The sequence below is a fragment of the Tabrizicola aquatica genome (genome assembly GCF_002900975.1).
Taxonomy (GTDB): domain Bacteria; phylum Pseudomonadota; class Alphaproteobacteria; order Rhodobacterales; family Rhodobacteraceae; genus Tabrizicola; species Tabrizicola aquatica.
The window spans coordinates 141545-167028 of record NZ_PJON01000004.1 but is presented as its reverse complement, the minus strand read 5'-3'; the positions used below and the strand labels follow the sequence as shown (position 1 = coordinate 167028).

23 protein-coding genes are annotated in these 25484 nt (G+C 65.8%); 14 read left to right on the top strand and 9 right to left on the bottom strand.

Annotated features, from left to right (window positions below; translation table 11 throughout):
* Positions 1–263 precede the first annotated feature (263 nt).
* The 3 genes from CXR42_RS15285 to CXR42_RS15275 are packed head-to-tail and all read right to left on the bottom strand — an operon-like array spanning position 264 to position 1898.
* Positions 264–800, bottom strand: coding sequence for an NADPH-dependent FMN reductase (locus tag CXR42_RS15285; protein ID WP_103258447.1), 537 nt, complete (start codon positions 798–800; stop codon positions 264–266).
* Positions 801–843: 43 nt separating this feature from the next.
* Positions 844–1440: a DUF1349 domain-containing protein gene (locus CXR42_RS15280; protein WP_103258446.1), complete on the bottom strand. Its 597-nt coding sequence runs from the start codon at positions 1438–1440 to the stop codon at positions 844–846.
* Positions 1437–1898, bottom strand: coding sequence for a GNAT family N-acetyltransferase (locus CXR42_RS15275; RefSeq protein WP_103258445.1), 462 nt, complete (start codon positions 1896–1898; stop codon positions 1437–1439). The genes CXR42_RS15280 and CXR42_RS15275 overlap by 4 nt, the downstream gene beginning before the upstream one ends.
* A gap of 343 nt (positions 1899–2241) precedes the next feature.
* Between CXR42_RS15275 and smc the strand changes: the two genes are divergently transcribed.
* The 6 genes from smc to CXR42_RS15245 all read left to right on the top strand — a co-directional run bounded on the left by smc (position 2242) and on the right by CXR42_RS15245 (position 11983).
* A complete protein-coding gene (smc, locus tag CXR42_RS15270; RefSeq protein ID WP_103258444.1) occupies positions 2242–5697 on the top strand; it encodes a chromosome segregation protein SMC in 3456 nt (1151 codons plus the stop codon).
* A 566-nt stretch (positions 5698–6263) separates the two neighbouring features.
* Positions 6264–7514, top strand: coding sequence for a sarcosine oxidase subunit beta family protein (locus CXR42_RS15265; protein WP_103258443.1), 1251 nt, complete (start codon positions 6264–6266; stop codon positions 7512–7514).
* A 12-nt stretch (positions 7515–7526) separates the two neighbouring features.
* Complete coding sequence (locus CXR42_RS15260) at positions 7527–7811, top strand: sarcosine oxidase subunit delta (RefSeq protein WP_103258442.1); 285 nt, start codon at positions 7527–7529, stop codon at positions 7809–7811.
* The gene (locus tag CXR42_RS15255) at positions 7808–10711 is read left to right on the top strand and encodes a sarcosine oxidase subunit alpha family protein (RefSeq protein WP_103258441.1); all 2904 of its coding nucleotides are present in this window, start codon (positions 7808–7810) and stop codon (positions 10709–10711) included. The genes CXR42_RS15260 and CXR42_RS15255 overlap by 4 nt, the downstream gene beginning before the upstream one ends.
* Positions 10704–11264 (top strand): sarcosine oxidase subunit gamma, encoded by a 561-nt coding sequence (locus CXR42_RS15250; RefSeq protein WP_103258440.1) that lies wholly within the window; start codon positions 10704–10706, stop codon positions 11262–11264. The genes CXR42_RS15255 and CXR42_RS15250 overlap by 8 nt, the downstream gene beginning before the upstream one ends.
* 62 nt (positions 11265–11326) lie before the next feature.
* Entirely contained in the window at positions 11327–11983 is a 657-nt protein-coding gene (locus tag CXR42_RS15245; RefSeq protein ID WP_103258439.1) for a helix-turn-helix domain-containing protein, read from the top strand.
* Positions 11984–12034: 51 nt separating this feature from the next.
* Here CXR42_RS15245 and CXR42_RS15240 read toward each other — a convergent pair whose 3' ends face one another.
* From CXR42_RS15240 to CXR42_RS15215, 6 genes are read right to left on the bottom strand one after another with little or no spacing between them, the layout of a single operon-like run.
* A complete protein-coding gene (locus CXR42_RS15240) occupies positions 12035–12310 on the bottom strand; it encodes a hypothetical protein (protein WP_103258438.1) in 276 nt (91 codons plus the stop codon).
* Entirely contained in the window at positions 12307–12981 is a 675-nt protein-coding gene (locus tag CXR42_RS15235) for a hypothetical protein (protein WP_103258437.1), read from the bottom strand. Before CXR42_RS15235 ends, CXR42_RS15240 begins: the two co-directional genes overlap by 4 nt.
* 42 nt (positions 12982–13023) lie before the next feature.
* Entirely contained in the window at positions 13024–14460 is a 1437-nt protein-coding gene (locus tag CXR42_RS15230; protein ID WP_245875463.1) for an APC family permease, read from the bottom strand.
* Positions 14457–14642 (bottom strand): hypothetical protein, encoded by a 186-nt coding sequence (locus tag CXR42_RS15225; protein ID WP_103258436.1) that lies wholly within the window; start codon positions 14640–14642, stop codon positions 14457–14459. Before CXR42_RS15225 ends, CXR42_RS15230 begins: the two co-directional genes overlap by 4 nt.
* A 6-nt stretch (positions 14643–14648) precedes the next feature.
* Positions 14649–15026, bottom strand: coding sequence for a hypothetical protein (locus tag CXR42_RS15220; RefSeq protein WP_103258435.1), 378 nt, complete (start codon positions 15024–15026; stop codon positions 14649–14651).
* Position 15027: 1 nt separating this feature from the next.
* Positions 15028–15315 carry a hypothetical protein gene (locus CXR42_RS15215; RefSeq protein ID WP_245875462.1) on the bottom strand — a complete coding sequence of 96 codons (288 nt, stop codon included), beginning with the start codon at positions 15313–15315 and terminating at the stop codon, positions 15028–15030.
* A 243-nt stretch (positions 15316–15558) separates the two neighbouring features.
* Here CXR42_RS15215 and CXR42_RS15210 point away from each other — a divergent pair, with 243 nt between their 5' ends.
* The 8 genes from CXR42_RS15210 to CXR42_RS15175 all read left to right on the top strand — a co-directional run bounded on the left by CXR42_RS15210 (position 15559) and on the right by CXR42_RS15175 (position 25433).
* Positions 15559–16455, top strand: coding sequence for a class II glutamine amidotransferase (locus tag CXR42_RS15210; RefSeq protein WP_103258433.1), 897 nt, complete (start codon positions 15559–15561; stop codon positions 16453–16455).
* 4 nt (positions 16456–16459) lie between these two features.
* On the top strand, positions 16460–17149 hold the full coding sequence (locus CXR42_RS15205; protein WP_103258432.1) for a GltB/FmdC/FwdC-like GXGXG domain-containing protein: 690 nt from the start codon (positions 16460–16462) through the stop codon (positions 17147–17149).
* A gap of 9 nt (positions 17150–17158) precedes the next feature.
* On the top strand, positions 17159–18487 hold the full coding sequence (locus tag CXR42_RS15200) for an FMN-binding glutamate synthase family protein (protein ID WP_103258431.1): 1329 nt from the start codon (positions 17159–17161) through the stop codon (positions 18485–18487).
* 57 nt (positions 18488–18544) lie between these two features.
* The gene (gene glnT, locus CXR42_RS15195; protein ID WP_103258430.1) at positions 18545–19852 is read left to right on the top strand and encodes a type III glutamate--ammonia ligase; all 1308 of its coding nucleotides are present in this window, start codon (positions 18545–18547) and stop codon (positions 19850–19852) included.
* Between the two features lie 251 nt (positions 19853–20103).
* Positions 20104–20517: a universal stress protein gene (locus CXR42_RS15190; RefSeq protein ID WP_103258429.1), complete on the top strand. Its 414-nt coding sequence runs from the start codon at positions 20104–20106 to the stop codon at positions 20515–20517.
* 182 nt (positions 20518–20699) lie between these two features.
* Positions 20700–22043 carry an NAD(P)-binding domain-containing protein gene (locus CXR42_RS15185; protein ID WP_103258428.1) on the top strand — a complete coding sequence of 448 codons (1344 nt, stop codon included), beginning with the start codon at positions 20700–20702 and terminating at the stop codon, positions 22041–22043.
* Between the two features lie 301 nt (positions 22044–22344).
* Complete coding sequence (locus CXR42_RS15180; protein ID WP_103258427.1) at positions 22345–24138, top strand: trimethylamine N-oxide permease; 1794 nt, start codon at positions 22345–22347, stop codon at positions 24136–24138.
* 158 nt (positions 24139–24296) lie between these two features.
* A complete protein-coding gene (locus CXR42_RS15175; RefSeq protein WP_103258426.1) occupies positions 24297–25433 on the top strand; it encodes an aminomethyl transferase family protein in 1137 nt (378 codons plus the stop codon).
* Positions 25434–25484 lie beyond the last annotated feature (51 nt).

Genomic DNA, 25484 nt, shown 5'->3' with positions numbered 1-25484 from the left:
GTAAGTCCTGCGACGAGCGTTGCAGGTCGCGCGCACGGGGCGGGTCGGTATCCGGCTGATCCGGCCGCTGGGGGCGCTTCGCCCCCCAGACCCCCCGAGGATATTTGTGGACAGAAAATGTCTGGCGGGGAGGGAAAGGGGGGCGGTGCCCGGCCGCTCTGGAGCGGGGCGCCGGGGCAGGGTGGCCCATGCAGGGCCGGGGCTGCGCCGGCGCTGAGCACCTTGCATCGGTCGGCCCGTGGGGACGGCGTGGCAGATCGGCCTTACCGGGCCGCCTCGGCGCGCAGGGCTTGCATCAATTCGGCAAGGGCCTTGTGGTAGCGGGCGTCGATCAGGTGGCCTTCGGGGGTGAAGGCGTGGGCAGCGTCGGCGACGAGGATTTCGGGGCCGGGCAGCAGGCGCGGGCGAAAGGGGGTCAGCATCAGGCGCAGGGCGAACTGGCTGCGGTCGCCGCCGCCGCGCCCGTCGGCGGCGGAGATGATGGCGACCGGCTTGTCGCGGAAGGGCGCGCCCTTGGTGCGGCTGACCCAGTCGAGCGCGTTCTTCAATACGCCGGGCGGGGACTTGTTGTATTCGGGCGTGGCGATCACCACGGCATCGGCGGCGGCGATCTGGTCGGCGAGGGTCTGCACCTCGGCCGGGATGCCGTCACGATCCTCAAGGTCGCCGTCATAGAGGGGGAGGCGCAGGTTTGCCTCGGTGTGGATGGCTTCGCCGAAGGCACGGCGCGCCTCGGCCAGCAAGAGGCGGTTGGTCGAGGCGGCGCGCAGGGCGCCGGGGATGCCAAGGAGGGTGAGCATGGGGGGCCTTTCGGGTTTTGGACCGAGGTAGGGGAACGCCGTGTCACGGCAAGGTCAGGTCGGCCGGGCTTTCGTCGTGCAGCGGCTGGGGGACGGCGGGGCCAAGGGCAAACTCGGTAAAGCAGGCCTGAAAGCCGGGGCCTTCGGGGGAGCAGGCCATCGGGCCGATGGTCGCAGGGCCGGTCGGGAAGGGCGTGACGCGGAGCAGTTGCCAGCGGTTCGCGGTATTGCGGGCCTGCACGACAATCGCGCCACCCAGCCGGGTGAGGCGCAGGCGCTGGGTGCCGGCGGGGCCTTGGAGGGGGAGGGTTGACCAGTCGGAATGGCCGACGGTCGCCACGACCGAAAGGTTGGCGACGCCGTCCGAAAGCTCGATCCCGGCTTTCACCCAATGCGCCTCGTCCTGCCAGAGGAGGAGGCCGGCCTGGTCGTAAAGGTCGCGGTAGTCGCCCTGGAAGGTCAGGTGCAGGGTGAAATCGCCGGGAACGGCGGCAAGGAGCGCATGGCCCGAGGCGCGGCGGAAGCCATAGAGCGTGTCGCGCCAGAAATCGGTTTTCGGGGCGGTGGTGAGTGTGAGGCTGTCGCCGAGGTGCGAGGCAGGCGGCGGGTTGAGCCAGGTGGCTTGGGCAAGGTGGTTCATGGGACAGGTCGCCGGAAGGTGAGTGAGGTGGGCCGGTCATAGCCGGGATGGGCGGTGCGGGCCGTTTCGGCAAAGCCGAGGGCGCGGAAGGTGGCGTGGTTCTCGGTCAGCTCGATCCGGGTCTGGAGTTCGAGGGCGGGAAGGTCAAGGGCGCGGGCGCGGGTCTCGGCCAGGTCGATCAGGCTGCGGGCAAGGCCCTGGTGGCGATGGGTGGCGGCGACGGCCAGCTTGCCGATGTAGAGGGCGCCCGGTTTCGGGGTGAGGAACACGCAGGCGAGGGGCGGGGTGCCGATGGCCCAGACCTCACCGCTGCGGGCCTGGGCGGCGATGGTCTCGGGGGTGAGCGCGTGCATCGAGGAGGGCGGGTCGATGCGGCTGTCCATGAAGGCGAAGGCGTCCTGGATGAGCCGCAGGAGCGCGGCCCAGTCATAGGGATCGGTGGCGCGGATGGGGGTCATGCGGCACGCAACGCGTCCGAAAAGGGGAGCCAGGCGAGGGCCGATGCAGGGTTAAGCATGGCGCGAGGCTGGCACGGGCGGGTGACTGGGGCAAGCGGGCGGTTTTAAAAAGGAGCGCCTTGCGGCGCGAAGACTCCTTGTCTCGTCGTCGGGGCTTGCGCCCTCCTCCTCGGCCGGGGGTTTTCCATCCCCGGACCCCCGGAGGATATTTGGACAAATGTGAAAGGCGCTTTGCGCAAGATGTTGGGGATAAGCCGCCAGGATTCGCGAGATGCTGGGGGGTCGGGTTGACTCCTGCCCGGTGCGGCGGGAACATCGCGGCCCTGCGACTCGTGAGGTATCCGTGCGTCTGACCCGGCTGCGGCTGAATGGATTCAAGAGCTTTGTCGACCCCACGGATCTGGTGATCCACGAGGGGTTGACGGGCGTTGTGGGTCCGAACGGGTGCGGCAAGTCGAACCTGCTGGAGGCGCTGCGCTGGGTGATGGGGGAAAACCGCCCCAGCGCCATGCGCGGCGGCGGGATGGAGGATGTGATCTTCAACGGCGCGGCCACGCGGGGGGCGCGGCATTTCGCCGAAGTCGCGCTGGTGATCGACAACCAGGATCGGCTGGCGCCGAGCGGATTCAATGACGCGGACCAGATCGAGATCGTGCGGCGGATCACGCGGGATGCGGGCAGCGCCTATCGGGCCAATGCCAAGGAGGTCCGCGCGCGGGACGTGCAGATGCTGTTTGCCGATGCCTCGACCGGGTCGCACAGCCCGGCGCTGGTGCGGCAGGGGCAGATTTCCGAGCTGATCAACGCCAAGCCGAAGTCGCGGCGGCGGATTCTGGAGGAGGCGGCGGGGATCAGCGGGCTTTATGCGCGGCGGCATGAGGCGGAGCTGAAGCTGTCGGGGGCCGAGCAGAACCTGTTGCGGGTCGATGACGTGCTGGAAAGTCTGGCGCAGCAATTGTCGGTCTTGACCCGGCAGGCCAAGCAGGCGGCGCGGTACCGGGAAATCTCGGAAGAGTTGCGGAAGTCCGAGGGGATGCTGCTGTGGCGGCGCTGGCGCGAGGCGGATGAGGCGCGGTCCCAGGCCGAAGCGGCCTTGCGGGAACGGCTGATCGCGCAGCACCAGGCCGAAGCGGCGTCGCGCGCCTCGGGCAAGGCGCGGGAGGTGGCAGAGGATGCGTTGCCGCCGAAGCGCGAGGAGGAGGCGATTGCCAGCGCCATTCTGCAGCGGCTGGTCTTGCAGCGGGATGCGCTGGGCGACCAGGAGGCGCGGGCGCTGGCGACGATCGACACGCTGCGCGGCCGGATCGAGCAGCTGTCGCGCGACATGGAGCGCGAGGCGGGGCTGAACCGCGATGCCGGTGAGGTGATCGAGCGGTTGGAATGGGAAATCCGCGAGCTGACGCGCGCCCATGACGGGCATGAGGAAAAGCTTGCCGAAGCGGTCGAGGCCGCGCGGGAGGCGGGGGCGGTGCTGTCCGAGCGCGAGGGTGCGCTGTCCGAACTGACCGAGGACGCGGCGCGGTTGGCGGCGCGGCACCAGTCGACGCAGCGGATGCTGGCGGATTCGCGGTCGGTGCTGGAGCGGGCGGAAGACCAGGCTGGCACGGCGCGGGAAGCGGTGGCAGCAGCGGCCGGCGCGCTGGAGGCGGCGGGCGAGGCGTTCGAGGCGGCGGAAGAGGCGCAAGAAGCGGCGCTGGCCGAGGGCGAGGCGACGGAAGCCGCGCTGGAAGCGGCCGAAGTGGCGCGGGCCGAGACACAGGGGCGCGAGGCCGAAGCGCGGGCGGCCCGATCCTCGGCCGAGGGTGAAGCCAACGCGCTGCGGGCCGAGGTGGCGGCCCTGGCGCGGCTGGTGGAGCGGGAGTCGCAGGCGGGGCATCAGCTGCTGGACCGGCTGGAGGTGGAGCCGGGCTTTGAAAAGGCGCTGGGCGCGGCGCTGGCCGACGACCTGCGCGCGCCCGAAGTGGCGGCGGAGGCGCGGTCGGGCTGGGCGGTGCTTGCGCCCTATGACGAGGCGCAGGCCTTGCCGGTGGGCGCTGAGGCTCTGGGCGACCGGGTGAAGGCCCCCGCGGTCCTGGCGCGCCGGTTGTCGCAGATCGGGTTGGTCAGCCGTGCGCAGGGGTTTGCCTTGCAGGCGGCGCTGCAGCCGGGTCAGCGGCTGGTCAGCGTCGAGGGCGATCTGTGGCGCTGGGACGGGTTCCGGGCGGGGGCCGAGGATGCCCCGTCAGCGGCGGCGCTGCGGTTGCAGCAGCTGAACCGCCTGGTGCAGCTGAAGCGCGATCTGGAGGACGTGGGCGCCCGGGCCGATGGCGCGCGGCAGGCGCATGAGGCGTTGCAGGCGCGGTTGGGGGAACTGGCGACGGCGGACCAGCGGGCGCGGGATGCGCGGCGGGCGGCGGATGCGCGGCTGGCCGAGGCGAACCGGGCGCTGGCGCGGGCCGAGGCGGATCGCTCGATTGCCGGGGGCAAGCTGGAGGCCGCGAAACTGGCGGTCAGCCGCTTCGAGGACGAGGCGATGGGCGCCCGCGCCCGGCTGCGCGAGGCGGAGGCGGCGGTGTCCGACCTGGGCGATCTTGACGCTGCGCGGGGCGCGGTGGAGGCCGCGAAGATCACGGTCGAGGCAGCGCGGATCACGATGATGACGCGGCGGTCCGCACAGGATGAGGTGCGGCGCGAGGGCGAGGCGCGGGTGCGGCGGAGGCAGGAGGCGACGAAGGAGCTGTCGGGCTGGAAGCACCGGCTGGAGACGGCATCTCGGCGCACGAAGGAGTTGACGGAGCGGCGGGCCGAGACCGAGGAGGAACTGGCCGAGGCGATGTTGGCGCCCGAGGAGATCGCGGCCAAGCGGGACGAGTTGGTCGAGGCGATTGCCGATGCCGAGGAGCGTCGTCGCCGCGCCGCCGATGCGCTGGCCGAGGCCGAGGGTGCCCTGCGCGAGGCGGCCATGGCCGAGCGCGAGACCGAACGACTGGCCGGGGAGGCCAGAGAAGCCCGGGCCCGGGCCGAGGCGCGGCTGGATGCAGCGCGGGAAGGCGTGGCGCTGGCGGCCGAGCGGATCGCCGAGGAGGACGACCGGACGCCGGATGAGCTGCTTGCCAGCTTGCGGACCGACCCCGACAAGATGCCCGATGCCGAGACTCTGGACCACGATGTCAGCCGGTTGAAGCGCCAGCGCGAGGCTTTGGGCGCGGTGAACCTGCGCGCCGAGGAGGACGCAAAGACCATCGAGGCCGAATACGATGCTCTGGCTGGCGAAAAGTCGGATCTGGAGGAAGCGATCAAGAAGCTGCGCGCCGGGATTGCGGGCCTGAACAAGGAAGGCCGCGAGCGGTTGCTGACGGCGTTCGAGCAGGTGAATGCCAATTTCTCGACCCTGTTCACCCATCTTTTCGGCGGCGGTGAGGCACGGCTGGTGCTGGTGGAAAGCGACGACCCCCTGGAGGCCGGGCTGGAGATCCTGTGCCAGCCGCCGGGCAAGAAGCTGGCGACTCTTAGCCTGCTGTCGGGTGGCGAGCAGACCCTGACCGCGCTGGCGCTGATCTTCGGGGTGTTCCTGGCGAACCCCGCGCCGATCTGCGTGCTGGACGAGGTGGACGCGCCCCTGGACGACGCCAACGTGACCCGGTTCTGCGACCTTCTGGACGAGATGACCCGGCGCACGGAAACGCGGTTCCTGATCATCACGCACCATGCGGTGACGATGGCGCGGATGGACCGGCTGTTCGGGGTGACGATGCAGGAGCAGGGGGTGTCCCAGCTGGTCAGCGTCGATCTGAAGAAGGCCGAGGCGCTGGTCGCGTAAGCCACGGTTAACCTTCCCTCACTACCCCTTGGCGGGCCGCAACCCTTTGCGGTGCACGGAGGTGAGGGAACTGAACGAAAAAGACCATCGTAAATGGATGGCGCTGATCGCGGCGGGAACGCTTGCTGTCTGCCATCCAGCTTCTGATCGGGGCTGACCCTGAAAAGAAGGGGACCCGGCGGAGCAGCAACTCCGCCGGGTCTTATTCAAGGTGAGGACCCTGAACGATCAGAACTATCGTAAGTCCAGAATGATGGGCATTCCTTGCCAAAATGTAAAGTCCGGCGCGGGCGCATGGTTAACGGGATGGCAAGCAGAATCGGGTAGAACGGGGCGTGAACAAACGCACCAGGGGCCCATCATGCACAGCCTTATCACCTCGATCACCATCCTGATCCTGGCCAGCATCGCGCAGGGCCAGGTCTCGGACGCGGTGGCGGGCTGGGACCCGTTCGCCAAGGTGGCACCCGCCGCCCCCTGATGGCAGAAACGGACGATCCGGTGGCGAAAACGGATGCGTTTTCCGACCTCTGCGGGCCTAGAACAGGGCAAACAGGAGGTCGGGCGTGCGCTATTCGGGATTTCGGGTCATTGCCGAGGCACTGACGGGCCACAAGGGCTGGAAGCCGGTGTGGCGGGACGCCACGCCTCAGGCGGAATACGACTATATCATCATCGGCGGCGGTGGGCACGGGCTGGCGACGGCCTACTACCTGGCGAAAGAGTTCGGCCAGGCCCGGATCGCGGTGCTGGAGAAGGGCTATCTGGGCGGCGGGAACGTCGGGCGGAACACCACGATCATCCGGTCGAACTACCTGCTGGACGGAAACGAGCCGTTCTACGAGTTCAGCCTGAAGCTGTGGGAAGGGTTGGAGCAGGACTTCAACTATAACGCCATGGTCAGCCAGCGCGGGATCATCAACCTGATCCACACCGATGCGCAGCGCGATGCGGCCACCCGACGCGGCAATGCGATGCGGATGCACGGGGCGGACGCGGAACTGCTGAACCGCGAGCAGGTGCGCCAGATGTATCCCTGGCTGAACTTCGACAACGCCCGCTTTCCGATCAAGGGTGCCTTGATGCAGCGCCGGGGCGGGACGGTGCGGCATGACGCGGTGGCCTGGGGCTATGCGCGCGGGGCCGATCTGCGCGGGGTGGACCTGATCCAGAACTGCGAAGTGACCGGCATGCGGATCGAGAACGGCCGCATCAAGGGGGTGGAAACCACCCGCGGATACATCGGCGCGAAGAAGGTCGGTGTGGCGGTGGCCGGGTCGTCGTCCAAGGTCATGGCACATGCCGGGATGCGCCTGCCGATCGAAAGCCACGTGTTGCAAGCCTTTGTTTCCGAAGGGCTGAAGCCGCTGATCGACGGCGTGATGACCTTTGGCGCCGGGCACTTCTACGTCAGCCAGTCCGACAAGGGCGGTCTGGTCTTCGGTGGCGACATCGACGGCTACAACTCTTACGCGCAACGCGGGAATCTGCCGGTGGTCGAGGACGTGGCCGAGGGTGGCATGGCGCTGATGCCGGCGATCGGCCGCGTGCGGTTGCTGCGCAGTTGGGGCGGGATCATGGACATGTCGATGGACGGCTCGCCCATCATCGACAAGACGCATGTCGAGGGGCTCTATTTCAACGGCGGCTGGTGCTATGGCGGGTTCAAGGCAACCCCTGCCAGCGGCTGGGCCTTTGCCCACCTGCTGGCGAAGGACGCGTCGCACCAGACGGCCACGGCCTATCGCTTCGACCGGTTCCTCAAGGGCCGGATGATCGACGAAAAGGGCCAGGGCGCCCAGCCGAACCTGCATTGACGGAATAAGCGAATGATCATTCATCATCCGATCCTCGGACCCCGCGACGCGCAGGAATTCGTCTATCTGGGCGACGCCGCCCTGATCGACCGGCCCGACGGCATGACGGCGGGCGTCGAGGTGTTCCATGACTGGCTGTACAACCGGGACAACCCGGCCGGCGAGCATCGCGAGCTGTGGTATCACGAACAGGGCGACCGGTCCTGGCTGGTGGTGACGCGGAACACCGTCACGCATGAGATCACCAGGGTGGAACTGGCGCGCGACGTGGCGCGCAGCAAGGGGCGGTCGAAATGACCCAGTCTAATCGGATTTCGGGCGGCCAGATCGACCGCACCAAGACCCTGCGTTTTACCTTCGACGGCATCCCCTATCAGGGGCATCCGGGGGATACGCTTGCCTCGGCCCTTCTGGCCAACGGGGTGCGGCTGATGGGCCGCAGCTTCAAGTATCACCGGCCGCGCGGGCCGATGACCGCTGGGTCGGAAGAGCCGAACGCGCTGGTCGAACTGCGTAGCGGCGGGCGGCAAGAGCCGAACACGCGGGCCACGGTGGCGGAGCTGTTCGACGGGCTGAGCGCGAACAGCCAGAACCGCTGGCCCAGCTTGCGCTTTGACGCGATGGGGATCAATGACCGGCTGTCCACCTTCTTTGCGGCGGGCTTCTACTACAAGACTTTCATGTGGCCCAAGGCCTTCTGGGAAAAGCTGTATGAGCCGATCATTCGCCGTGCGGCGGGTCTTGGCTCGGTCAGTCGGGAAGAGGACCCGGACGACTATGACAAGGGGTTCCTGCACTGTGACCTGCTGGTCATCGGGGCCGGTCCTACCGGGTTGATGGCGGCGCTGACGGCGGGTCGTGCGGGCAAGCGGGTGATCCTGGCGGATGAGGATTTCCGCATGGGCGGCCGGCTGAATGCCGAAACCCTTGCCGTTGGCGGGACGCATGGCGCGGACTGGGCGGCCGGGGTGGTGGCGGAACTGGCCAGCCTGCCGAACGTCCGGCTGATGCCGCGGACCACGGTGATCGGCGCCTTTGACCACGGGATCTATGGCGCGGTAGAGCGGGTGAGCGACCACCTGGCGCTGCCTGCGGCCGGCAAGCCGCGGCAGGTGCTGTGGCGCATCTACTCGCACCGGGCGATCCTGGCGGGCGGCGCGACCGAGCGGCCGATTGCGTTCGAGAACAACGACCGTCCCGGCATCATGCTGGCGGGTGCCCTGCGCGCCTATGCGAACCGCTGGGGCGTCAAGGTGGGTCAGCGGGTGGCGGTGTTCACCAACAACGACGACGGGCTGCGCACGGCCGAGGATCTGAAGGCCAAGGGGGTCGAGGTCGTCGCGGTGCTGGACAGCCGGCAGGGCGACGAGGTGATCGACACCTCGGGCCGGTTGGGGCTGAAGTCGATCATCGTGCGCGATGCCAAGGGCCGGACCCGCGAAATCGCGGTCGAGGCGCTGGGCGTTTCGGGCGGGTGGAACCCGAATGTGAACGTCCATTCGCATCACCGCTCGCGTCCCGTCTATGACCCGACGATTGCGGCCTTTGTGCCGGGGGCCGAGGGGCCTCCGGGCCTTATGGTCGCGGGGGCGGCGGCCGGGGTGCTGTCCACGCATGGCGCGCTGCGCACGGGGCGCGATGCGGCGGTCGAGGCGCTGGGTCTGACCGGCGCGGCCGACCTGCCCGAGGCCGAGGATGCGCCGGTGCGGATCAAGGCCCTGTGGCATGTGGCGCACGGCAAGGGCCGGGCCTGGATCGACCAGCAGAACGACGTGACCGTGAAGGACGTGAAGCTGGCCAAGCAGGAGAACTTTACCAGCGTCGAGCATCTGAAGCGCTACACCACGCTGGGTATGGCGACCGACCAGGGCAAGACCGGCAACGTGCTGGGCCTGGCGATCATGGCCGAGTTGACGGGACGCTCGATCCCCGATACCGGGACCACGATCTATCGGCCGCCCTATACTCCGGTCGCGATGGGCGCGCTGGCGGGGCGGTCGCGAGGGACAGAGTTCAAGCCGTTCCGCCTGACGCCCAGCCACCATTGGGCCAAAGAGCAAGGCGCGGTCTTTGTCGAGGTCGGGATGTGGCTGCGCACCCAATGGGTGCCGAAGGCCGGCGAGACGGAATGGCGGCAGTCGGTGGACCGCGAGGTGCTGGCGACGCGGCGGTCCGTGGGTATCTGCGATGTGACCACACTGGGCAAGATCGACATCCAGGGCACCGATGCGGGGGCCTTCCTGGACCGGGTCTATGCCAACACGTTCAGCACCCTGGCCGTGGGCAAGTGCCGCTATGGCCTGATGCTGCGCGAGGATGGGATCGTCTTTGACGACGGCACCACCGCCCGGATGGGCGAGCATGAATATGTGATGACCACGACCACGGCCAATGCGGTCCCGGTGTTCCGGCATCTGGAATACTGCCGTCAGGTGCTGTGGCCGGACATGGACGTGCAGCTGATCAGCACCACGGAAGCCTGGGCGCAGTTCTCGGTCGCCGGGCCCAATGCGCGGAAAGTGCTGGAAAAGGTGGTCGATCAGGATATCAGCGACGCGGCTTTCCCCTATATGGGCGCGCGCAACATCACGGTCTGCGGCGGGCTGCGGGCGCGGCTTTTCCGCATCAGCTTTTCGGGCGAGTTGGCCTATGAGATCGCGGTTCCCACGCGCTATGGCGATGCGCTTCTGCGCGAGATGCTGGCGCGCGGGGCGGAGTACGATCCGATCGTCTATGGCACCGAGGCGCTGGGCGTGATGCGGATCGAAAAGGGCCACGTCGCGGGCGGCGAGTTGAACGGCCAGTCCACGGCGCTGAACATGGGTCTGGGCAAGATGGTGTCGAAGAAGAAGGACTCCATCGGCATGGTGCTTTCGCAGCGCGAGGGGCTGGTGGAGGCGGAGGGGTATCGCCTTGTCGGCGTGAAGCCGGTCGATCCGAAGGGCAAGCTGAGCGCGGGCAGCCATTTCCTGGAAAAGGGGGCGGCGGCGGTGGCGGCGAACGATGGCGGGTGGCTGACCTCCAAGGTCTATTCCCCGCATATCGGCTGCGACATCGCGTTGGGCTATCTGAAGGCGGGCGACCAGAAGATCGGGCGGCGGATGCGCGCGGTGAACCTGCTGAGCGGGCAGGACACCGAGGTCGAGATCGTCAGCCCGCATTTCTTTGATCCGGAAGGGGAGCGGCTTCGTGGCTGAGTTGCAGGCAATGACGGCGCTTGGCGCGCGCCAGGCGGCGGTGGCGGTGGTCGGCCCGGTGACGATCACCGAGCGGTGCGACGTGGCGCTGGCCTCGGTCGCGGCGCGGCGGGGGCGGATGGCGGACCTGGCGCGGGCGGCGCAGGCGGCGGGGGTTCCGTTGCCGGACGCTGCGCGCCATGCGGGTGGGGCGGTCTACAACGCCTTCTGGGTCGCGCCCGAGATGTGGTTCGTCGAGGCGCCCTTTGCCAGCCACGAGCTGATCGCGGACCAGTTGAAGGCCGCGCTGGGCGATGCGGCCAGCGTGACCGAACAGAGTGACGCCTGGGTGATCTATGACCTGACGGCCCCGGATCTGGCCCCACTCTTGGAACGGCTGTGCAACGTCGACTTCCCCGCCGCGCCCGATGGCTTTGCCACCCGCACGGTGATCGAGCATCTGGGCTGCTACCTGATCCGCCACGGTCGCGGACAGGTGCGGATCATCGGGGCGCGGTCGTCGGCCGGCAGCCTGTTGCACGCCCTGGAAGTGGCCGCCGCGGCCGCCTGGTAGGCTAGTGCTTGCCGCAGGTGGTGTTTCCTGCTAGGAAAATCCTGTGGTAACAGGGGTTCCAGATGTCCGAAGACGCCAGCGTAACGCTTCCTCGCGGCAAGCCCGCCTTTGAACAGGACCCGCACCGTGTCCGCGAGATCACCGAACGGAACCTGGAAGCCGCCATCGGCCGCGAGGTGCGGAACTTTCGTCGCCAGCAGGGGATGACGGTCGCCGACCTGGCCAATGTCACCGGCCTGTCGATCGGGATGCTGTCGAAGATCGAAAACGGCAACACCTCGCCCAGCCTGACGACCTTGCAGGTGCTGAGCCACGCCTTCTCGGTCCCGGTGACGTCCTTCTTCCGCAGCTATGAAGAGCGGCGCGAGGCGCAGCATGTGAAGGCGGGGGACCACCTGGAGATCGAGCGGCGCGGCACCCGTGCGGGGCATCAGTATCACCTGTTGGGGCATATCGGGTCGAACAACTCGGGCGTGGTGGTCGAGCCTTACATGATCACGCTGTCGAAAGAGAGCGATACGTTTCCGACCTTCCAGCATGGTGGGCTGGAACTGTTGTTCATGCTGGAGGGCGAGGTGGATTATCGCCACGGCGACCAGGTCTATCCGCTGAAGCCGGGCGACAGCCTGTTCTTCGACGCGGATGCGCCGCATGGGCCGGAGGTCCTGGTCAAGCTGCCGGCGCGGTATCTTTCGGTGATTTCGTATCCCCAGGGCTAGGGACGGCTCCTCGTGCGGCTTCGCCTTCTCGTCGCGCGACGAGTGACGCAGTCATCGAGGAGCGTTTCGGTGATCCCAGACGGCGCGGCGGATGCGCGCGGTCTTGTAGGCATCGAGGATCGCCATCGCCCAGACGAATAGCCCGCCCGCAAGCTTGCCGACAAATGACACGTCGGGCGCGGCGGTCTTGAGGGTGAAGCCCCCCAGAAGGACGGCAAAGCAGACGAAGATCAGCCCGCGCACCGGCTGGCGGTTCAGGACCTGGCCCATGCCGGGCAGGGCCACGGCGACGGCCAGGACGAGGTAGGGGTTCAACGGCGGTTTCATGGCGTCTCCGTCAGGGCCAGCACATCCTTGCGCAACTGGTGCAAGCGGTCCAGCAGCGGCTCCAGGCGCGCGGCGGCAAGCGGGGTCATGCCCATTTCAGCCTCGCGGAAGATCAGGTAACGGCTGCGGTCGGCTTCCTCGGCCAGGATCACGATGCGCAGGCCCTTGGGGGACAGGACCAGTTCCTTGACCCGCTGGTCGTCGAACAGGTCGGCATGGCGGGCGATCAGGTCGGGTGGCGGGATGCGGCTGGCATCGTCGCTGCGCACGGCCACCTCTTTCGGCAGATCCGGTGGCGTCGGCAGCGACTGGGGCAGGCTGGCGAAGCGGGTGAAGGGTTCGTTGCCGGACGGGCGGGCCATGAGGTCGAGACTGGCGTGCAAGGGCAGCGGCTCGGGCAGGGTGACCAGGACCCACAGCGCGGGAAGCTTGCGGAAGGTCAGCGTGTCGGGGATCGCCTGCAGATCGAAGGCCAGCCCGTCGCGGCGGCCGGTCATGCGGGGAAAGCCGGTGGGTTGCAGGCGCGTCTCGCCGTCCTGGAACAGGGGTTTCACCGCGTCGAAATAGGCGGCGCGGGCGGCGGTGCGGCTGCGGGATTCGGTGACAAGCCGGTAGCCCAGCCAGAGGCCGAGCAGGGCAAGAGCGAAGCCGAGGGGAATGAGGGGGGACATCCGGGGGATGGCCCGCGCCGAACGGGGCGCGGGCCATTTGCCTTAGTAGCCGCGCGGCTTTGGCCAGGGCATGGTGAACTGCGCGCCCCGGTTCACGAAGCGGTAGCGCCAGAAGTGGAACCACAGCGACACGACGATGTAGAAGCCGATCATCGCGACAAGCTGGGTGCCGTAGCCCAGGAACACCGCAAAGAAGGTCACGCCGCACAGCGTCAAGAGCGTGATCGCGGGGATCGGGTGGAACGGGTGTTCATACCCGCGCTTGATCGTCTCCAACGGCCATTTGCGCCGGAAGAGGATGATGTTCAGCGGCATGAAGGTATAGCCCAGCAGGCCCGAGAGGATCGAGAAGGTGATCACCTGGTCCAGGGGCGCGCCAAGGGCGAAGATCAGCGCGATCGGGACCAGGAAGATGATCGACCGATATGGGGTGCGATAGCGCGGATGCACCGCCCCGAACCAGCCGGGCAGGTACTTGTCGCGGCCCATGGCGAACCAGGCCCGCGAGGCGTCGTTGATGCAGCCGTTGGCCGAGGCCAGCGTGGCAAAGAGGGTGCCGAAGCCCAGAAGCCAGACCAGCGCGGTCGAGCCCGAGAGCCGTGCCGTGTCGAACAGGGGTGCCACCGAACCGTTCACCCCGTCGCCCAGGTATTCCCAGGGCAGCACGCCCGAGCACATGAACCAGGTCAGCGTCGCCGCGATCAAGAGCGTCATGATCCCGGCCAGCGTCCCGAAGGGCAGCGAGCGGGCGGGCGAGCGGACCTCTTCCGCGGCCTGGGTCGTGCCTTCGATGCCAAGATAGTACCAAAGGCCGAAGTGCATCGCCGCCAGCACGCCGATCCAGCCGTAGGGCAGTTCGTGCCCTTCGAACAGCGCGGCGTGTTCCAGGATGCTCTCTCCCAGGATGCCCGAGGTGGACAGGAACAGGACCAGGATGGCGCAGAAGGCGATGGAGGTGATGACCAGGTTGAAGGTCAGCGTCGCCAGCACGCCGCGATAGTTCAGCCAGGCCAGGAACATGATGACCAGGATTATGAAGGGCCGCTGGTCCAGCTCTCCGGTATGGCCGGACATCGTGGCCACGACCGAGAAGAGATAGCCCGCCGTGATCGCGTTCGCGGCCTCCAGCATGGTGTAGGCGAAGACAAGGTAGAGGCCGACATTGAAGGCCATCAGCGGCCCGACGATGTGTTTGGCCTGGGTATACTGCCCGCCGGCCGAGGCGACGGTCGAGGTGACCTCCGAATCGATCATGGCGACGCAGGAATAGAGGATGCCCGCAAACCAGCAGGCGATCAGCGCGGCATAGGCACCGCCTTTGCCGACGGCAAAGTTCCAGCCCATGTATTCGCCGACCAGAACGATGCCGACGCCCAGGGCCCAGACGTGGGCCGGCCCCAGGACGCGCAGCAGGCCGACCTTGGTGCCATGCGGCCCCATGCCGTCCATGGTCTGCGAGGTGATGTCGAAGTCGCTCATGATCTCACCCCGTGCTTTTCGGCGTGTTCTTCGGCCATCGCCTCAAGCTCGCCTTCGCGCGAGGAGGTGAGGACGTCTTCGGAATAGGTGCTGTCGGTCTTGAGCCAGTCGAAGGCCATGTGCAGCCCCAGAAGCGCCGAAAGCGCCCAGGCGCCGTATTCAAGCCAGTTCCACAGATCCATGGCAGGTTACTCCCCGAATTTTTCGGAAATGACCTCGCGGTATTCCACTTCGGAAAACCGCAGGATCAGGAAATAGTACAGCAGGATGACCCCGATCATCACCAGAAGCGCGGTGACCGAGAAGCTGTAGTCGAAGCGGGCCAGGATCAGGTCATGCGCCGTTTCCGGGGTGTAGCCCAGGGCCTCGTACTTGGCGGCCTGCGCTGCGTTCTGGCCCAGGGCCTCCCATGTGGGGTTGGCGACCGGGGTGGCGACGGACTTGGCCGCGCCGGCCATGCCCATCCAAAGCGGCACGAACAGCGCGCCGACGGTCAGGACCACCAGCACGACCACGTCGAAAAGCTGGCTGGCCTTGCCCTGGGTCGGGGGTTTGTAATGGGTCATCTCAGTTCCTCCGCCCCTTGGCTTCGTCCAGGAACTTGATGTCGATCCCGTACATGAAGTCGCGATCCTCGCGGTAATGCCGCAACATCGCCAGGATGGCGGCAGTATTGAACAGCAGCACCACAGCCCCGGCGATCAGAAGCAGCGTCCGGGCCGTGCCGTTGGGTGCCAGGTCCCAGGTGGCGATGGCCACGAAGATCACGGAAAACCAGAGGCCAATCACGAACGCCCATGCCACAAGCACGTCGCGTCGGTGCATCGCCTCAATCCGCCGATTAAGGTCCGTCACAGGTTTCCTCCCTTGGGCTGTTTTGCTTTGCCGCCCCCAAGACGCAGCCCGACGTCTTTTCCCTACGCGGCAAAATTGTTTTCCGTAGGGAAAGCGAGCTGCGACATTCTGTCAAGGGAAACTGCTGCTTTTTGCGGCAGTCTGAGAAGATTCCCCATCAGGTGAAAAAAAGTTTCTTACCAGTTGATGGACGCAAAACGTGATGCTAGCGTCACCTCAATCACGCAAAGGAGAGACGAATCCATGTGCGGCATCGTTGGACTGTTTCTGAAGGACCCCAAGCTGGAACCCCGGCTGGGCGAACTGCTGACAGACATGCTGATCACCATGACCGACCGCGGCCCCGACAGTGCCGGGATCGCGATCTATGGCGGGGCCAAGGACGGGTTGGGCAAGATCACCATCCAGTCGGCCACCCCGGACGCCGATTTCAAGAACCTGGACGGCGACATGCATGATGCCATCGGCCAGCCGGTCACGATGAAGATCAAGTCCACCCATGCCGTGCTGGAAGTGCCGCTGGACCAGATCGACGCCGCACGCTCGGCCCTGTCGCACCTGCGCCCCGGCGTGAAGGTGATGAGCGCGGGTGACAGCATCGAGATCTTCAAGGAAGTCGGCCTGCCCAAGGACGTGGCCGCCCGCTTTGACGTGGCCCGGATGAAGGGCACCCACGGCATCGGCCACACCCGCATGGCGACCGAATCCGCCGTGACCACGATGGGTGCGCACCCGTTCTCGACCGGGCCGGACCAGTGCCTGGTGCATAACGGCAGCCTGTCGAACCACAACGGGCTGCGGCGCGAGTTGATCCGCAAGGGCATGACCTTCGAGACCCAGAACGACACCGAGGTCGCCGCCGCCTATGTCAGCCAGAAGCTGAAGGAAGGCGAGGATCTGGGCACCGCGCTGGAATCCGGCCTGGACGATCTGGACGGGTTCTACACCTTTGTCGTCGGCACCAAGAACGGCTTCGGCGTCGTCCGTGACCCCATCGCCTGCAAGCCCGCCGTGATGGCCGAGACCGACGAGTATGTGGCCTTCGGATCGGAATACCGGGCGCTGGTCAACCTGCCGGGCATCGAGAACGCCCGCGTCTGGGAACCCGAACCCGCCACCGTCTACTTCTGGGAGCGTTGAGAGAATGCAGAGTTTCGATCTGGGCAAAGAGGGCCTGCGGGCGCTCAACTCGGCGCTGCATGCGCTGAAAGGCCAGACCAACATGACCGACTGGGAGGTCATCAATCCCAAGGGCGCCCACGCCATCGCGGCGGGGGTGGACGCGCCGGTGAACATCACGGTGCATGGCTCGACCGGGTACTACTGCGCGGGCATGAACAAGCACGCGACGATCCGCATCAAGGGCAGCGCCGGGCCGGGCGTGGCGGAAAACATGATGTCGGGCACGGTGATCATCGACGGCAACGCCAGCCAGTATGCCGGCGCGACCGGGCGGGGTGGTCTCTTGGTCATCAAGGGCAACGCCTCCAGCCGCTGCGGTGTGTCGATGAAGGGCATCGACATTGTGGTGCATGGCTCCATCGGCCACATGTCGGCCTTCATGGCGCAGTCCGGGAACCTGGTGGTGCTGGGCGATGCGGGCGATGCGCTGGGCGACAGCCTGTACGAAGCGCGGCTTTTCGTGCGCGGTTCGGTGAAATCGCTGGGCGCGGACTGCATCGAGAAAGAGATGCGGCCAGAACATCTGGCGCTGCTGGCCGACCTTCTGAAGCGCGGCGAAGCGGACGGCAAGGCCAAGCCGGAAGAGTTCAAGCGCTATGGTTCGGCCCGGAAGCTGTATAATTTCAACATCGACAATGCGTCGTCGTACTGAGGCACAGGAATGACCGATCTTCCCCGTACCCCGCCCCGTTTCTCGGCGACCTTCACCCCCGCGGTGAACGCCGAAATCCGCCGCGCGGCCGCCTCTGGCATCTACGATATCCGCGGCGGCGGCACGAAGCGGCATCTGCCGCACTTTGATGACCTTCTTTTCCTGGGCGCCTCGATCAGCCGCTATCCGCTGGAAGGCTACCGCGAGAAATGCTCGACGGACGTCTGGCTGGGGACGCGCTTTGCCAAGAAGCCGATCCACCTGGATATCCCGATCACCATCGCGGGGATGTCTTTCGGGGCGCTGTCCGGCCCCGCCAAAGAGGCCCTGGGCCGGGGCGCATCGGAAGCCGGCACCTCGACCACCACCGGCGACGGCGGGATGACCGAGGAAGAGCGTGGGCATTCCAAGACGCTGGTCTATCAGTATCTGCCCAGCCGTTACGGCATGAACCCCGACGACCTGCGCCGCGCGGATGCGATCGAGGTTGTGGTCGGCCAGGGCGCAAAGCCGGGTGGCGGCGGGATGCTGCTGGGCCAGAAGATCAGCGACCGCGTGGCGAACATGCGGAACCTGCCGAAGGGCATCGACCAGCGTAGTGCGTGCCGGCACCCGGACTGGACCGGGCCCGATGATCTTGAGATCAAGATCATGGAACTGCGCGAGATCACCGATTGGGAAAAGCCGATCTACGTCAAGGTCGGCGGCGCGCGGCCCTACTATGACACGGCGCTTGCGGTGAAGGCGGGCGCTGATGTGGTCGTGCTGGACGGCATGCAGGGCGGCACGGCGGCGACGCAGGATGTGTTCATAGAGCATGTCGGCATGCCGATCCTGGCCTGCATCCCGCAGGCGGTGAAGGCGCTGCAGGACCTGGGGATGCACCGCAAGGTGCAGCTGATCGTCTCGGGCGGCATCCGGTCGGGCGCGGACGTGGCCAAGGCGATGGCGCTGGGCGCGGATGCGGTCGCCATCGGGACGGCGGCGCTGATCGCGCTGGGCGACAACGACCCGCGTTGGGAGGAAGAATACCAGAAGCTGGGCACCACCGCCGACGCCTATGACGACTGGCACGAAGGCCGCGACCCCGCCGGGATCACCACGCAGGACCCGGAACTGTCCAAGCGGTTCGATCCTGTCCTCGGTGGCCGCCGCCTGAAGAACTATCTCAAGGTGATGACCCTGGAGGCGCAGACCATCGCGCGGGCCTGCGGCAAGAACCACCTGCATAACTTGGAGCCCGAGGATCTGTGCTCGCTGACCATCGAAGCGGCAGCGATGGCGGGTGTACCGCTGGCGGGCACCAACTGGATACCGGGGCGGAACGGCGGCTGGTAAGCCGCCGTTTCCACGTCGCGACAGAAGAAACGATAAAAGACTCAGGGAGTTACAGTGATGGCTAAGGACCTTGCCAAATGGGCAAAGGAAAAGGGCGTCAAGTATTTCATGGTTTCCTACACCGACCTGTTCGGTGGCCAGCGGGCAAAGCTTGTGCCCACTCAGGCGATCAACGACATGGCGGTGGACGGTGCGGGTTTTGCGGGCTTTGCCACCTGGCTGGACCTGACGCCGGCCCATCCCGACATGATGGCCGTGCCTGACCCGGATGCCGCGATCCAGTTGCCGTGGAAGAAAGAGGTGGCCTGGGTTGCCTCGAACTGCGTGATGGAAGACAAGCCGCTGGACCAGGCCCCGCGCAACGTGCTGCGCCGCCTGGTGGACGAAGCGGCCAAGGACGGCCTGCGCGTCAAGACCGGGGTGGAGCCGGAGTTTTTCCTGCTCACCCCGCAGGGCGACAAGATCGCCGACCCCTACGACAATGCCGAAAAGCCCTGCTACGACCAGCAGGCGATGATGCGGCAGTATGACTGCATCTCGGAGGTCTGCGACTATATGCTGGAGCTGGGCTGGGAAGCCTACCAGAACGACCATGAGGACGCGACCGGCCAGTACGAGATGAACTGGAAGTATGACGATGTGCTGGCCACGGCCGACAAGCACAGCTTCTTCAAGTTCATGATGAAGTCGGTGGCGGAAAAGCACGGCTTGCGCTGCACCTTCATGCCGAAGCCGTTCAAGGGCCTGACCGGTTCGGGCTGTCATGCCCATATCTCGGTCTGGAGCCTGGACGGGTCGACCAACGTCTTCGCGGACAAGTCGAAGGAACTGGGCCTGTCGGATCAGGGCCGCAACTTCCTGGGCGGGATCATGAAGCATGCCAGCGCACTGGCGGCGATCTGCAACCCGACGGTCAACAGCTACAAGCGGATCAACGCACCCCGCACCTCGTCCGGGGCGACCTGGGCGCCGAATACGGTGACCTGGACCGGCAACAACCGGACCCACATGGTCCGCGTCCCGGGACCGGGCCGGTTCGAACTGCGCCTGCCGGATGGGGCGGCGAACCCCTACCTGATGCAGGCGGTGATCCTGGCGGCGGGTCTGGACGGCGTGCGGACCAAAGCCGACCCGGGCCGGCGCTATGACATCGACATGTACCAGATGGGCCATACGGTGAAGAACGCGCCGAAGCTGCCGCTGAACCTGCTGGACGCCCTGCGCGAATACGACAAGGACAAGACCCTGAAGTCGATGATGGGGGATGCGTTCTCGTCCGCCTTCCTGAAGCTGAAGCACAAGGAGTGGAACGACTATTGCAGCCACTTCTCGGCCTGGGAAACGCAGAACACGCTGGACGTCTGACGCCGGCCTCTGACCAAAAGCGGTTCCGCGATTTCAACGGGTTGCGGGGCCGCGTTCACTGACTTGATCATCGTCCTTTCAGCCCAAGGGACGGTACTGCCCATTTTTGCCTTACCTGACCCCCAACTGGCCCCGGAGCGATCCGGGGCCCCTGTTTTTCTTTTGGGGAAAGATTCTTGACTCAGGTCAAGGTGTCGCGCGCCCGGCTGTGGTTTCATATGCATGAAGCCAATGGACCAGAGGGTGCGGCAATGACCAAGAAGATCCTTTGCCCGGTGGACGGCAGCGACCACGCCGAGACCGGACTTTTGCACGCGGCAGAGCTTGCAAGACTGACCGGGGCGCATCTGACGATCTGCGCTGTCAACCTTGCGGTCGGCGGGGCGCGGGGGCCGACGATCAACCATTGGACCGACGCCGAGGCCGAGGCGCTGCTGGCGGCCGCGGCTACCCGGGCCAAGGCAGCCGGGGCGGGCGAGATTTCCACCGCGGTCCTGATTTCGCGCGGGGCGGGTCCGGCGATCATCGCCTATGCCGAGGAAATCACCGCCGACCATATCGTCATGGGCACCGGCGACAAGCGTGGGGTCAAGCGTCTGGTCCTGGGGTCCGTGGCGGCCGAGGTGGCCGGCCAGGCGGGCTGTTCGGTGACTGTTGCCCGTTAGCCAGTGATCTGCCAGAATTTCGTGCAGAAGTTGTGAGTCGGACCCCAGAGGTGCAAACCTCTGGGGTTTCTGCTTTTCACCACTGGGAAGAAGATTTGACACACACGCAACTTGTCCTCTAGGCTTTTGGTCAAGACGACGCCTGGAAGCGTCGCGACGACTGACCAACACCGGAGGTACAGATGAAGAAGAGAGTCGCCGTCATCGGGGCGGGCCCGTCCGGGCTTGCGCAATTGCGCGCGTTCCAGTCGGCCAAGGCGAAGGGCGAAGATATCCCGGAAGTGGTCTGCTTCGAGAAGCAGTCGAACTGGGGTGGCCTTTGGAACTACACCTGGCGCACGGGGCTGGACGAGCATGGCGAGCCGGTCCACTGCAGTATGTACCGCTATCTGTGGTCGAACGGCCCGAAGGAAGGTCTGGAATTCGCCGACTATTCCTTCGAGGAACATTTCGGCAAGCAGATCGCCAGCTACCCGCCGCGCGCGGTGCTGTTCGACTATATCGAAGGCCGGGTGAAGAAGGCGGGCGTCCGCGACTGGATCCGCTTCTGCACCACGGTCCGCATGGTCAAATACAACGAGGACAAGGGAAATTTCACGGTCACCGTGCATGACCTGAAGGCCGACCGGATGTATTCCGAGGACTTCGACAACGTCATCGTCGCGTCCGGTCACTTCTCGGTCCCGAACGTCCCGGAATACCCCGGCTTCGACAAGTTCAACGGCCGCGTCCTGCACGCCCACGATTTCCGCGACGCGCGCGAGTTTGCGGGCAAGGATCTGCTGTTGCTCGGCTCCAGCTACTCGGCCGAGGATATCGGGTCGCAGTGCTGGAAATATGGGGCCAAGTCGATCACCGTCGCCTACCGGAACGCGCCGATGGGATTCAACTGGCCGGACAACTGGAAGGAAGTGCCAAAGCTGGTGCGCGTCGATGAGACGACCGCCTACTTCGCCGACGGCACGTCAAAGAAGATCGACGCGATCATCCTTTGCACCGGCTACAAGCACCATTTCCCGTTCCTGCCGGACGACCTGCGGCTGAAGACGGCGAACCGGCTGGCGACGGCGGACCTCTACAAGGGCGTGGCCTGGGTCCACAACCCCAAGCTGTTCTACGTCGGGATGCAGGACCAGTGGTTCACCTTCAACATGTTCGACGCGCAGGCCTGGTGGGTGCGCGATGCGATCATGGGCAAGATCCAGATCCCGACCGACAAGGCCGTGTTGCTGAAGGACGTCGAGGACCGTGTGAAACACGAGGACGAGGGCAAGGATGCCCACGACGCGATCCACTATCAGGGCGACTATGTGAAAGAGCTGATCGCCGAGACGGACTATCCGTCCTTTGACGTGGACGGCGCCTGCGAGGCCTTCTTCGAGTGGAAGGAACACAAGAAGAAGGACATCATGGCCTTCCGCAACAACGCCTACAAGTCGGTCATCACCGGCACGATGGCCCCGGTCCACCACACGCCGTGGAAGGATGCGCTGGAAGATTCGATGGAAAGCTACCTGCGCAATTGAACCACGCCCGGCGCGCCCCCTGATCCGGGCGCGCCGGGCACGTTTTCCGGGCAGCGCGTGCGGCTGCCGAAACCCTGGGAAACATTTTTTCGCGTAGATGAATTTTTTCTCGCCATGCGGGCAGGAGCGTGCTTTCCTTTCCGCGTTCGGCACCAAAAGCCTGACTGTCTGGACGAAGGAAAACCGGCGGAACCTATCGCCCCACGTCCCGGTGAAAACGAAAACCGGAAGCGGACCATGGACTGGCCATGCGGGAGGGCACCGGCCGCGAACCTCCGCTTCTTCCAACAGGAGTGAGGGAATGACGACTGAAATCGGAGTGGGCAATCCAGCCCAGCCGCATAGCGGGTCCGGGCAGATGGTCCGGGCGCTAAGCTGGAAGGGCGCCTTCTGGGTCGCCGCCGGCGTGCCGCCACTGGTGCTGTTCTCGATCGGCGGGATCGCGGGCACCACGGGGAAACTGGCTTTCGCGGTCTGGATGATCTCGATGGTCATGGGGTTCCTGCAAAGCTTCACCTATGCCGAAATGGCGGGGATGTTCGGCAACAAGTCGGGCGGAACCTCGGTCTACGGGGCGACGGCCTGGCTACGCTATGGCAAGCTGATCGCGCCATTGTCGGTCTGGTGCAACTGGTTCGCCTGGTCGCCCGTGCTGTCCTTGGGCTGCGCCATTGCGGCGGGCTATATCCTGAACGCGCTGTTCCCGATCCCCTTGGCGGATAGCCAGCCGGTGATCGACTGGGTGACTGCGAACATCGCCAGCTACACGGCCCAGACGCAGTCGGTCATCGACTACATGGCCGCGAACGCGGGCGTTGCGGTCGAGGATGCGATCAAGGCGGTTGCGGCAACGGACGGTGTTGCGGCGCTGACCCCGGCCTTCCGGGTCTGGGAAGCCTTCACCATCACCATTCCGGGCCTTGGGACGCTGCACTTCAACTCGACCTTCGTGATCGGCGTGATCCTGATGCTGATCATCCTGACGATCCAGGAGCGGGGCATCGCCTCGACCGCCTCGGCGCAGAAGTACCTGGCGATCATCGTGCTGGTGCCGCTGCTGCTGGTCGGTCTGGTGCCGATCCTGACCGGGTCGATCAACTGGATGAACGTCACCAACCTGGTTCCGCCGACAGCGGCCTATTCCGGGGTGGATGGCGAGTGGAACATCGGGGGCTGGACGCTGTTCCTCGGCGGCATGTACATCGCCGCCTGGTCGACCTACGGGTTCGAGACGGCGGTCTGCTACACGCGCGAACTGAAGGACCCGAAGACCGATACGTTCCGCGCGATCTTCTACTCGGGCCTGCTGTGCATCGTGTTCTTCTTCCTGATCCCGTTCTCGTTCCAGGGCGTCTACGGGGTCGAGGGCATGCTGGCCACCGGCATCGTCGACGGCACGGGCGTGGGCGAGGCGATGGGCAACATGATCGGCGGCGGGCCGGTGATCACCCAGATCTTCGTGATCCTGATGATCATGGCGCTGTTCCTCGCGATCATGACCGCTATGGCCGGATCGTCGCGCACCCTTTACCAAGGCTCGCGCGATGGGTGGCTGCCGAAGTACCTGGGCGAGGTGAACAGCCACGGCGCGCCGCGAAACGCGATGTGGACGGACTTTGCGTTCAACGTCGTGCTGCTGGCGCTGGCCTCGGACATCGGCGGGTACTTCTACGTCCTTGCGATCTCGAACGTCGGTTACATCCTGTTCAACTTCCTGAACCTTAACGCCGGCTGGATCCACCGCATCGACAGCGCCCATATCGAGCGGCCGTGGAAGGCGCCGACCTGGCTGATCGGGGTGAACACGCTGCTGGCCTTCGTCAACGCCCTGTTCCTGGGCGCGGGCGCCAAGGTCTGGGGCTATGAGAACGCGCTGTGGTCGGGGCTGATCTTCGCGGCCTTCATCTTCCCGGTGTTCTGGTATCGCCACTATGTCGTGGACGGCGGCAAGTTCCCGAAGGAGGCCTATGACGATATGGGCCTGGCCTATGGCGATCTGGGTGAGCGGAAGGCGGGGATGCTGCCCTACCTGGCGCTGATTCTGGGTGCAGCCGTGGTGCTGTGGGCGAACTGGTTCTTCGTGCTGCCTGCCTGACCGGGGGCAAACCGCTTTGGAAAGGGCCGTCCTTCGGGGCGGCCTTTTTCTTGGGCGATTGTTTTCTGGCAAGAAATTTTGTTGCACTTCATTATTGCTTTCTGGCGGGAATCGCCTGACACTCGGCGAAAATCAAGACCACAGGGGAGGGTTGAAGCATGACGAATTCCTGGCGTTTCTCGGCACTGATGGACCGGCATCGGGCGCTCGGCTCGAACCTGGAAGATTGGAGCGGGATGGGCACGGCCTGGTCCTATTCCAAGGGCGACCCGAATGCCGAATACATGGCGATCCGCACCAAGGCCGGCCTGATGGACGTGTCGGGTCTGAAGAAGGTCCACATCACCGGTCATGCGGCCAGCCATGTGATCGACCGGGCGACGACCCGCGACCCGGAGAAGATCGCGCCCGGCAAGTCGGTTTACGCCTGCATGCTGAACGACGCGGGCAAGTTCGTTGACGACTGCATCATCTACCGGATGGGGCCGAACAGCTATACCGTGGTGCATGGCTCGGGTCAGGGGCATGAGCAGCTGACGATGGCGGCGACGGGCCGCGACGTCTCGATCCGGTTTGACGACAATCTGCACGACCTGTCGCTGCAAGGCCCGCTGGCAGTGGACTATCTGGAAAAGCACATCCCCGCCGTGCGCCAGCTGCCCTATATGGGTCATATGCCGGCGATGCTGTTCGGCAAGCCGATCACCCTTTCGCGCACCGGGTATACCGGTGAACGCGGCTATGAAATCTTCTGCCGTGGCCAGGACGCGGGCGTGATCTGGGACACCATCCTGGAAGAAGGCAAGGCGATGGGGATCATCCCCTGCCGCTTCACCACGCTGGATATGCTGCGGGCGGAAAGCTACCTGCTGTTCTTCCCCTTCGACAACTCGGAAATGTACCCGTTCGAGGACGAAGGCCCGGGGGATACCCTGTGGGAGCTTGGCCTCGACTGGACCGTGACCAAGGGCAAGACCGGCTTCCGCGGCGCGGAGGAGCATTACCGCCTGCAAGGCAAGGAACGCTTCAAGATCTGGGGCCTGAAATTGGAGGGCAAGAATGTCCCCGGCAACGCCCCCGTCTACAAGGATGGCAAGAAGATCGGCGTCGTGACGCAGCCGATGTATTCGCCGCTGAACGACTGGGTCGTGGCGATTGCGCGTCTGCCGGTCGATTGCGCGGTGGATGGCGTCGAGGTGGAAGTGCGCTGCGGGACGCATGGCCCGATCAAGGCCGTGACCCATTCGCTGCCCTTCTACGACGTCGAGAAGAAGCGCCGCACCGCCAAGGACTGAACCGCGTTCGGGACCCGCTGCCAAGGCGGGTCCCCTCTGCAAGGAACCGGA

Excerpts from the sequence above, each read along its gene's own strand:
- CXR42_RS15185 (WP_103258428.1), top strand. The coding sequence starts at position 20,700 with ATGAAGAAGAGAGTCGCCGTCATCGGGGCGGGCCCGTCCGGGCTTGCG.
- CXR42_RS15175 (WP_103258426.1), top strand. The coding sequence starts at position 24,297 with ATGACGAATTCCTGGCGTTTCTCGGCACTGATGGACCGGCATCGGGCG.
- CXR42_RS15285 (WP_103258447.1), bottom strand. The coding sequence starts at position 800 with ATGCTCACCCTCCTTGGCATCCCCGGCGCCCTGCGCGCCGCCTCGACC.
- CXR42_RS15225 (WP_103258436.1), bottom strand. The coding sequence starts at position 14,642 with ATGGATCTGTGGAACTGGCTTGAATACGGCGCCTGGGCGCTTTCGGCG.
- CXR42_RS15245 (WP_103258439.1), top strand. The coding sequence starts at position 11,327 with ATGTCCGAAGACGCCAGCGTAACGCTTCCTCGCGGCAAGCCCGCCTTT.
- CXR42_RS15205 (WP_103258432.1), top strand. The coding sequence starts at position 16,460 with ATGCAGAGTTTCGATCTGGGCAAAGAGGGCCTGCGGGCGCTCAACTCG.
- CXR42_RS15200 (WP_103258431.1), top strand. The coding sequence starts at position 17,159 with ATGACCGATCTTCCCCGTACCCCGCCCCGTTTCTCGGCGACCTTCACC.
- CXR42_RS15230 (WP_245875463.1), bottom strand. The coding sequence starts at position 14,460 with ATGAGCGACTTCGACATCACCTCGCAGACCATGGACGGCATGGGGCCG.
- CXR42_RS15235 (WP_103258437.1), bottom strand. The coding sequence starts at position 12,981 with ATGTCCCCCCTCATTCCCCTCGGCTTCGCTCTTGCCCTGCTCGGCCTC.
- CXR42_RS15280 (WP_103258446.1), bottom strand. The coding sequence starts at position 1,440 with ATGAACCACCTTGCCCAAGCCACCTGGCTCAACCCGCCGCCTGCCTCG.
- CXR42_RS15240 (WP_103258438.1), bottom strand. The coding sequence starts at position 12,310 with ATGAAACCGCCGTTGAACCCCTACCTCGTCCTGGCCGTCGCCGTGGCC.
- CXR42_RS15180 (WP_103258427.1), top strand. The coding sequence starts at position 22,345 with ATGACGACTGAAATCGGAGTGGGCAATCCAGCCCAGCCGCATAGCGGG.
- CXR42_RS15260 (WP_103258442.1), top strand. The coding sequence starts at position 7,527 with ATGATCATTCATCATCCGATCCTCGGACCCCGCGACGCGCAGGAATTC.
- CXR42_RS15275 (WP_103258445.1), bottom strand. The coding sequence starts at position 1,898 with ATGACCCCCATCCGCGCCACCGATCCCTATGACTGGGCCGCGCTCCTG.
- glnT (WP_103258430.1), top strand. The coding sequence starts at position 18,545 with ATGGCTAAGGACCTTGCCAAATGGGCAAAGGAAAAGGGCGTCAAGTAT.
- CXR42_RS15210 (WP_103258433.1), top strand. The coding sequence starts at position 15,559 with ATGTGCGGCATCGTTGGACTGTTTCTGAAGGACCCCAAGCTGGAACCC.
- CXR42_RS15190 (WP_103258429.1), top strand. The coding sequence starts at position 20,104 with ATGACCAAGAAGATCCTTTGCCCGGTGGACGGCAGCGACCACGCCGAG.
- CXR42_RS15220 (WP_103258435.1), bottom strand. The coding sequence starts at position 15,026 with ATGACCCATTACAAACCCCCGACCCAGGGCAAGGCCAGCCAGCTTTTC.
- CXR42_RS15255 (WP_103258441.1), top strand. The coding sequence starts at position 7,808 with ATGACCCAGTCTAATCGGATTTCGGGCGGCCAGATCGACCGCACCAAG.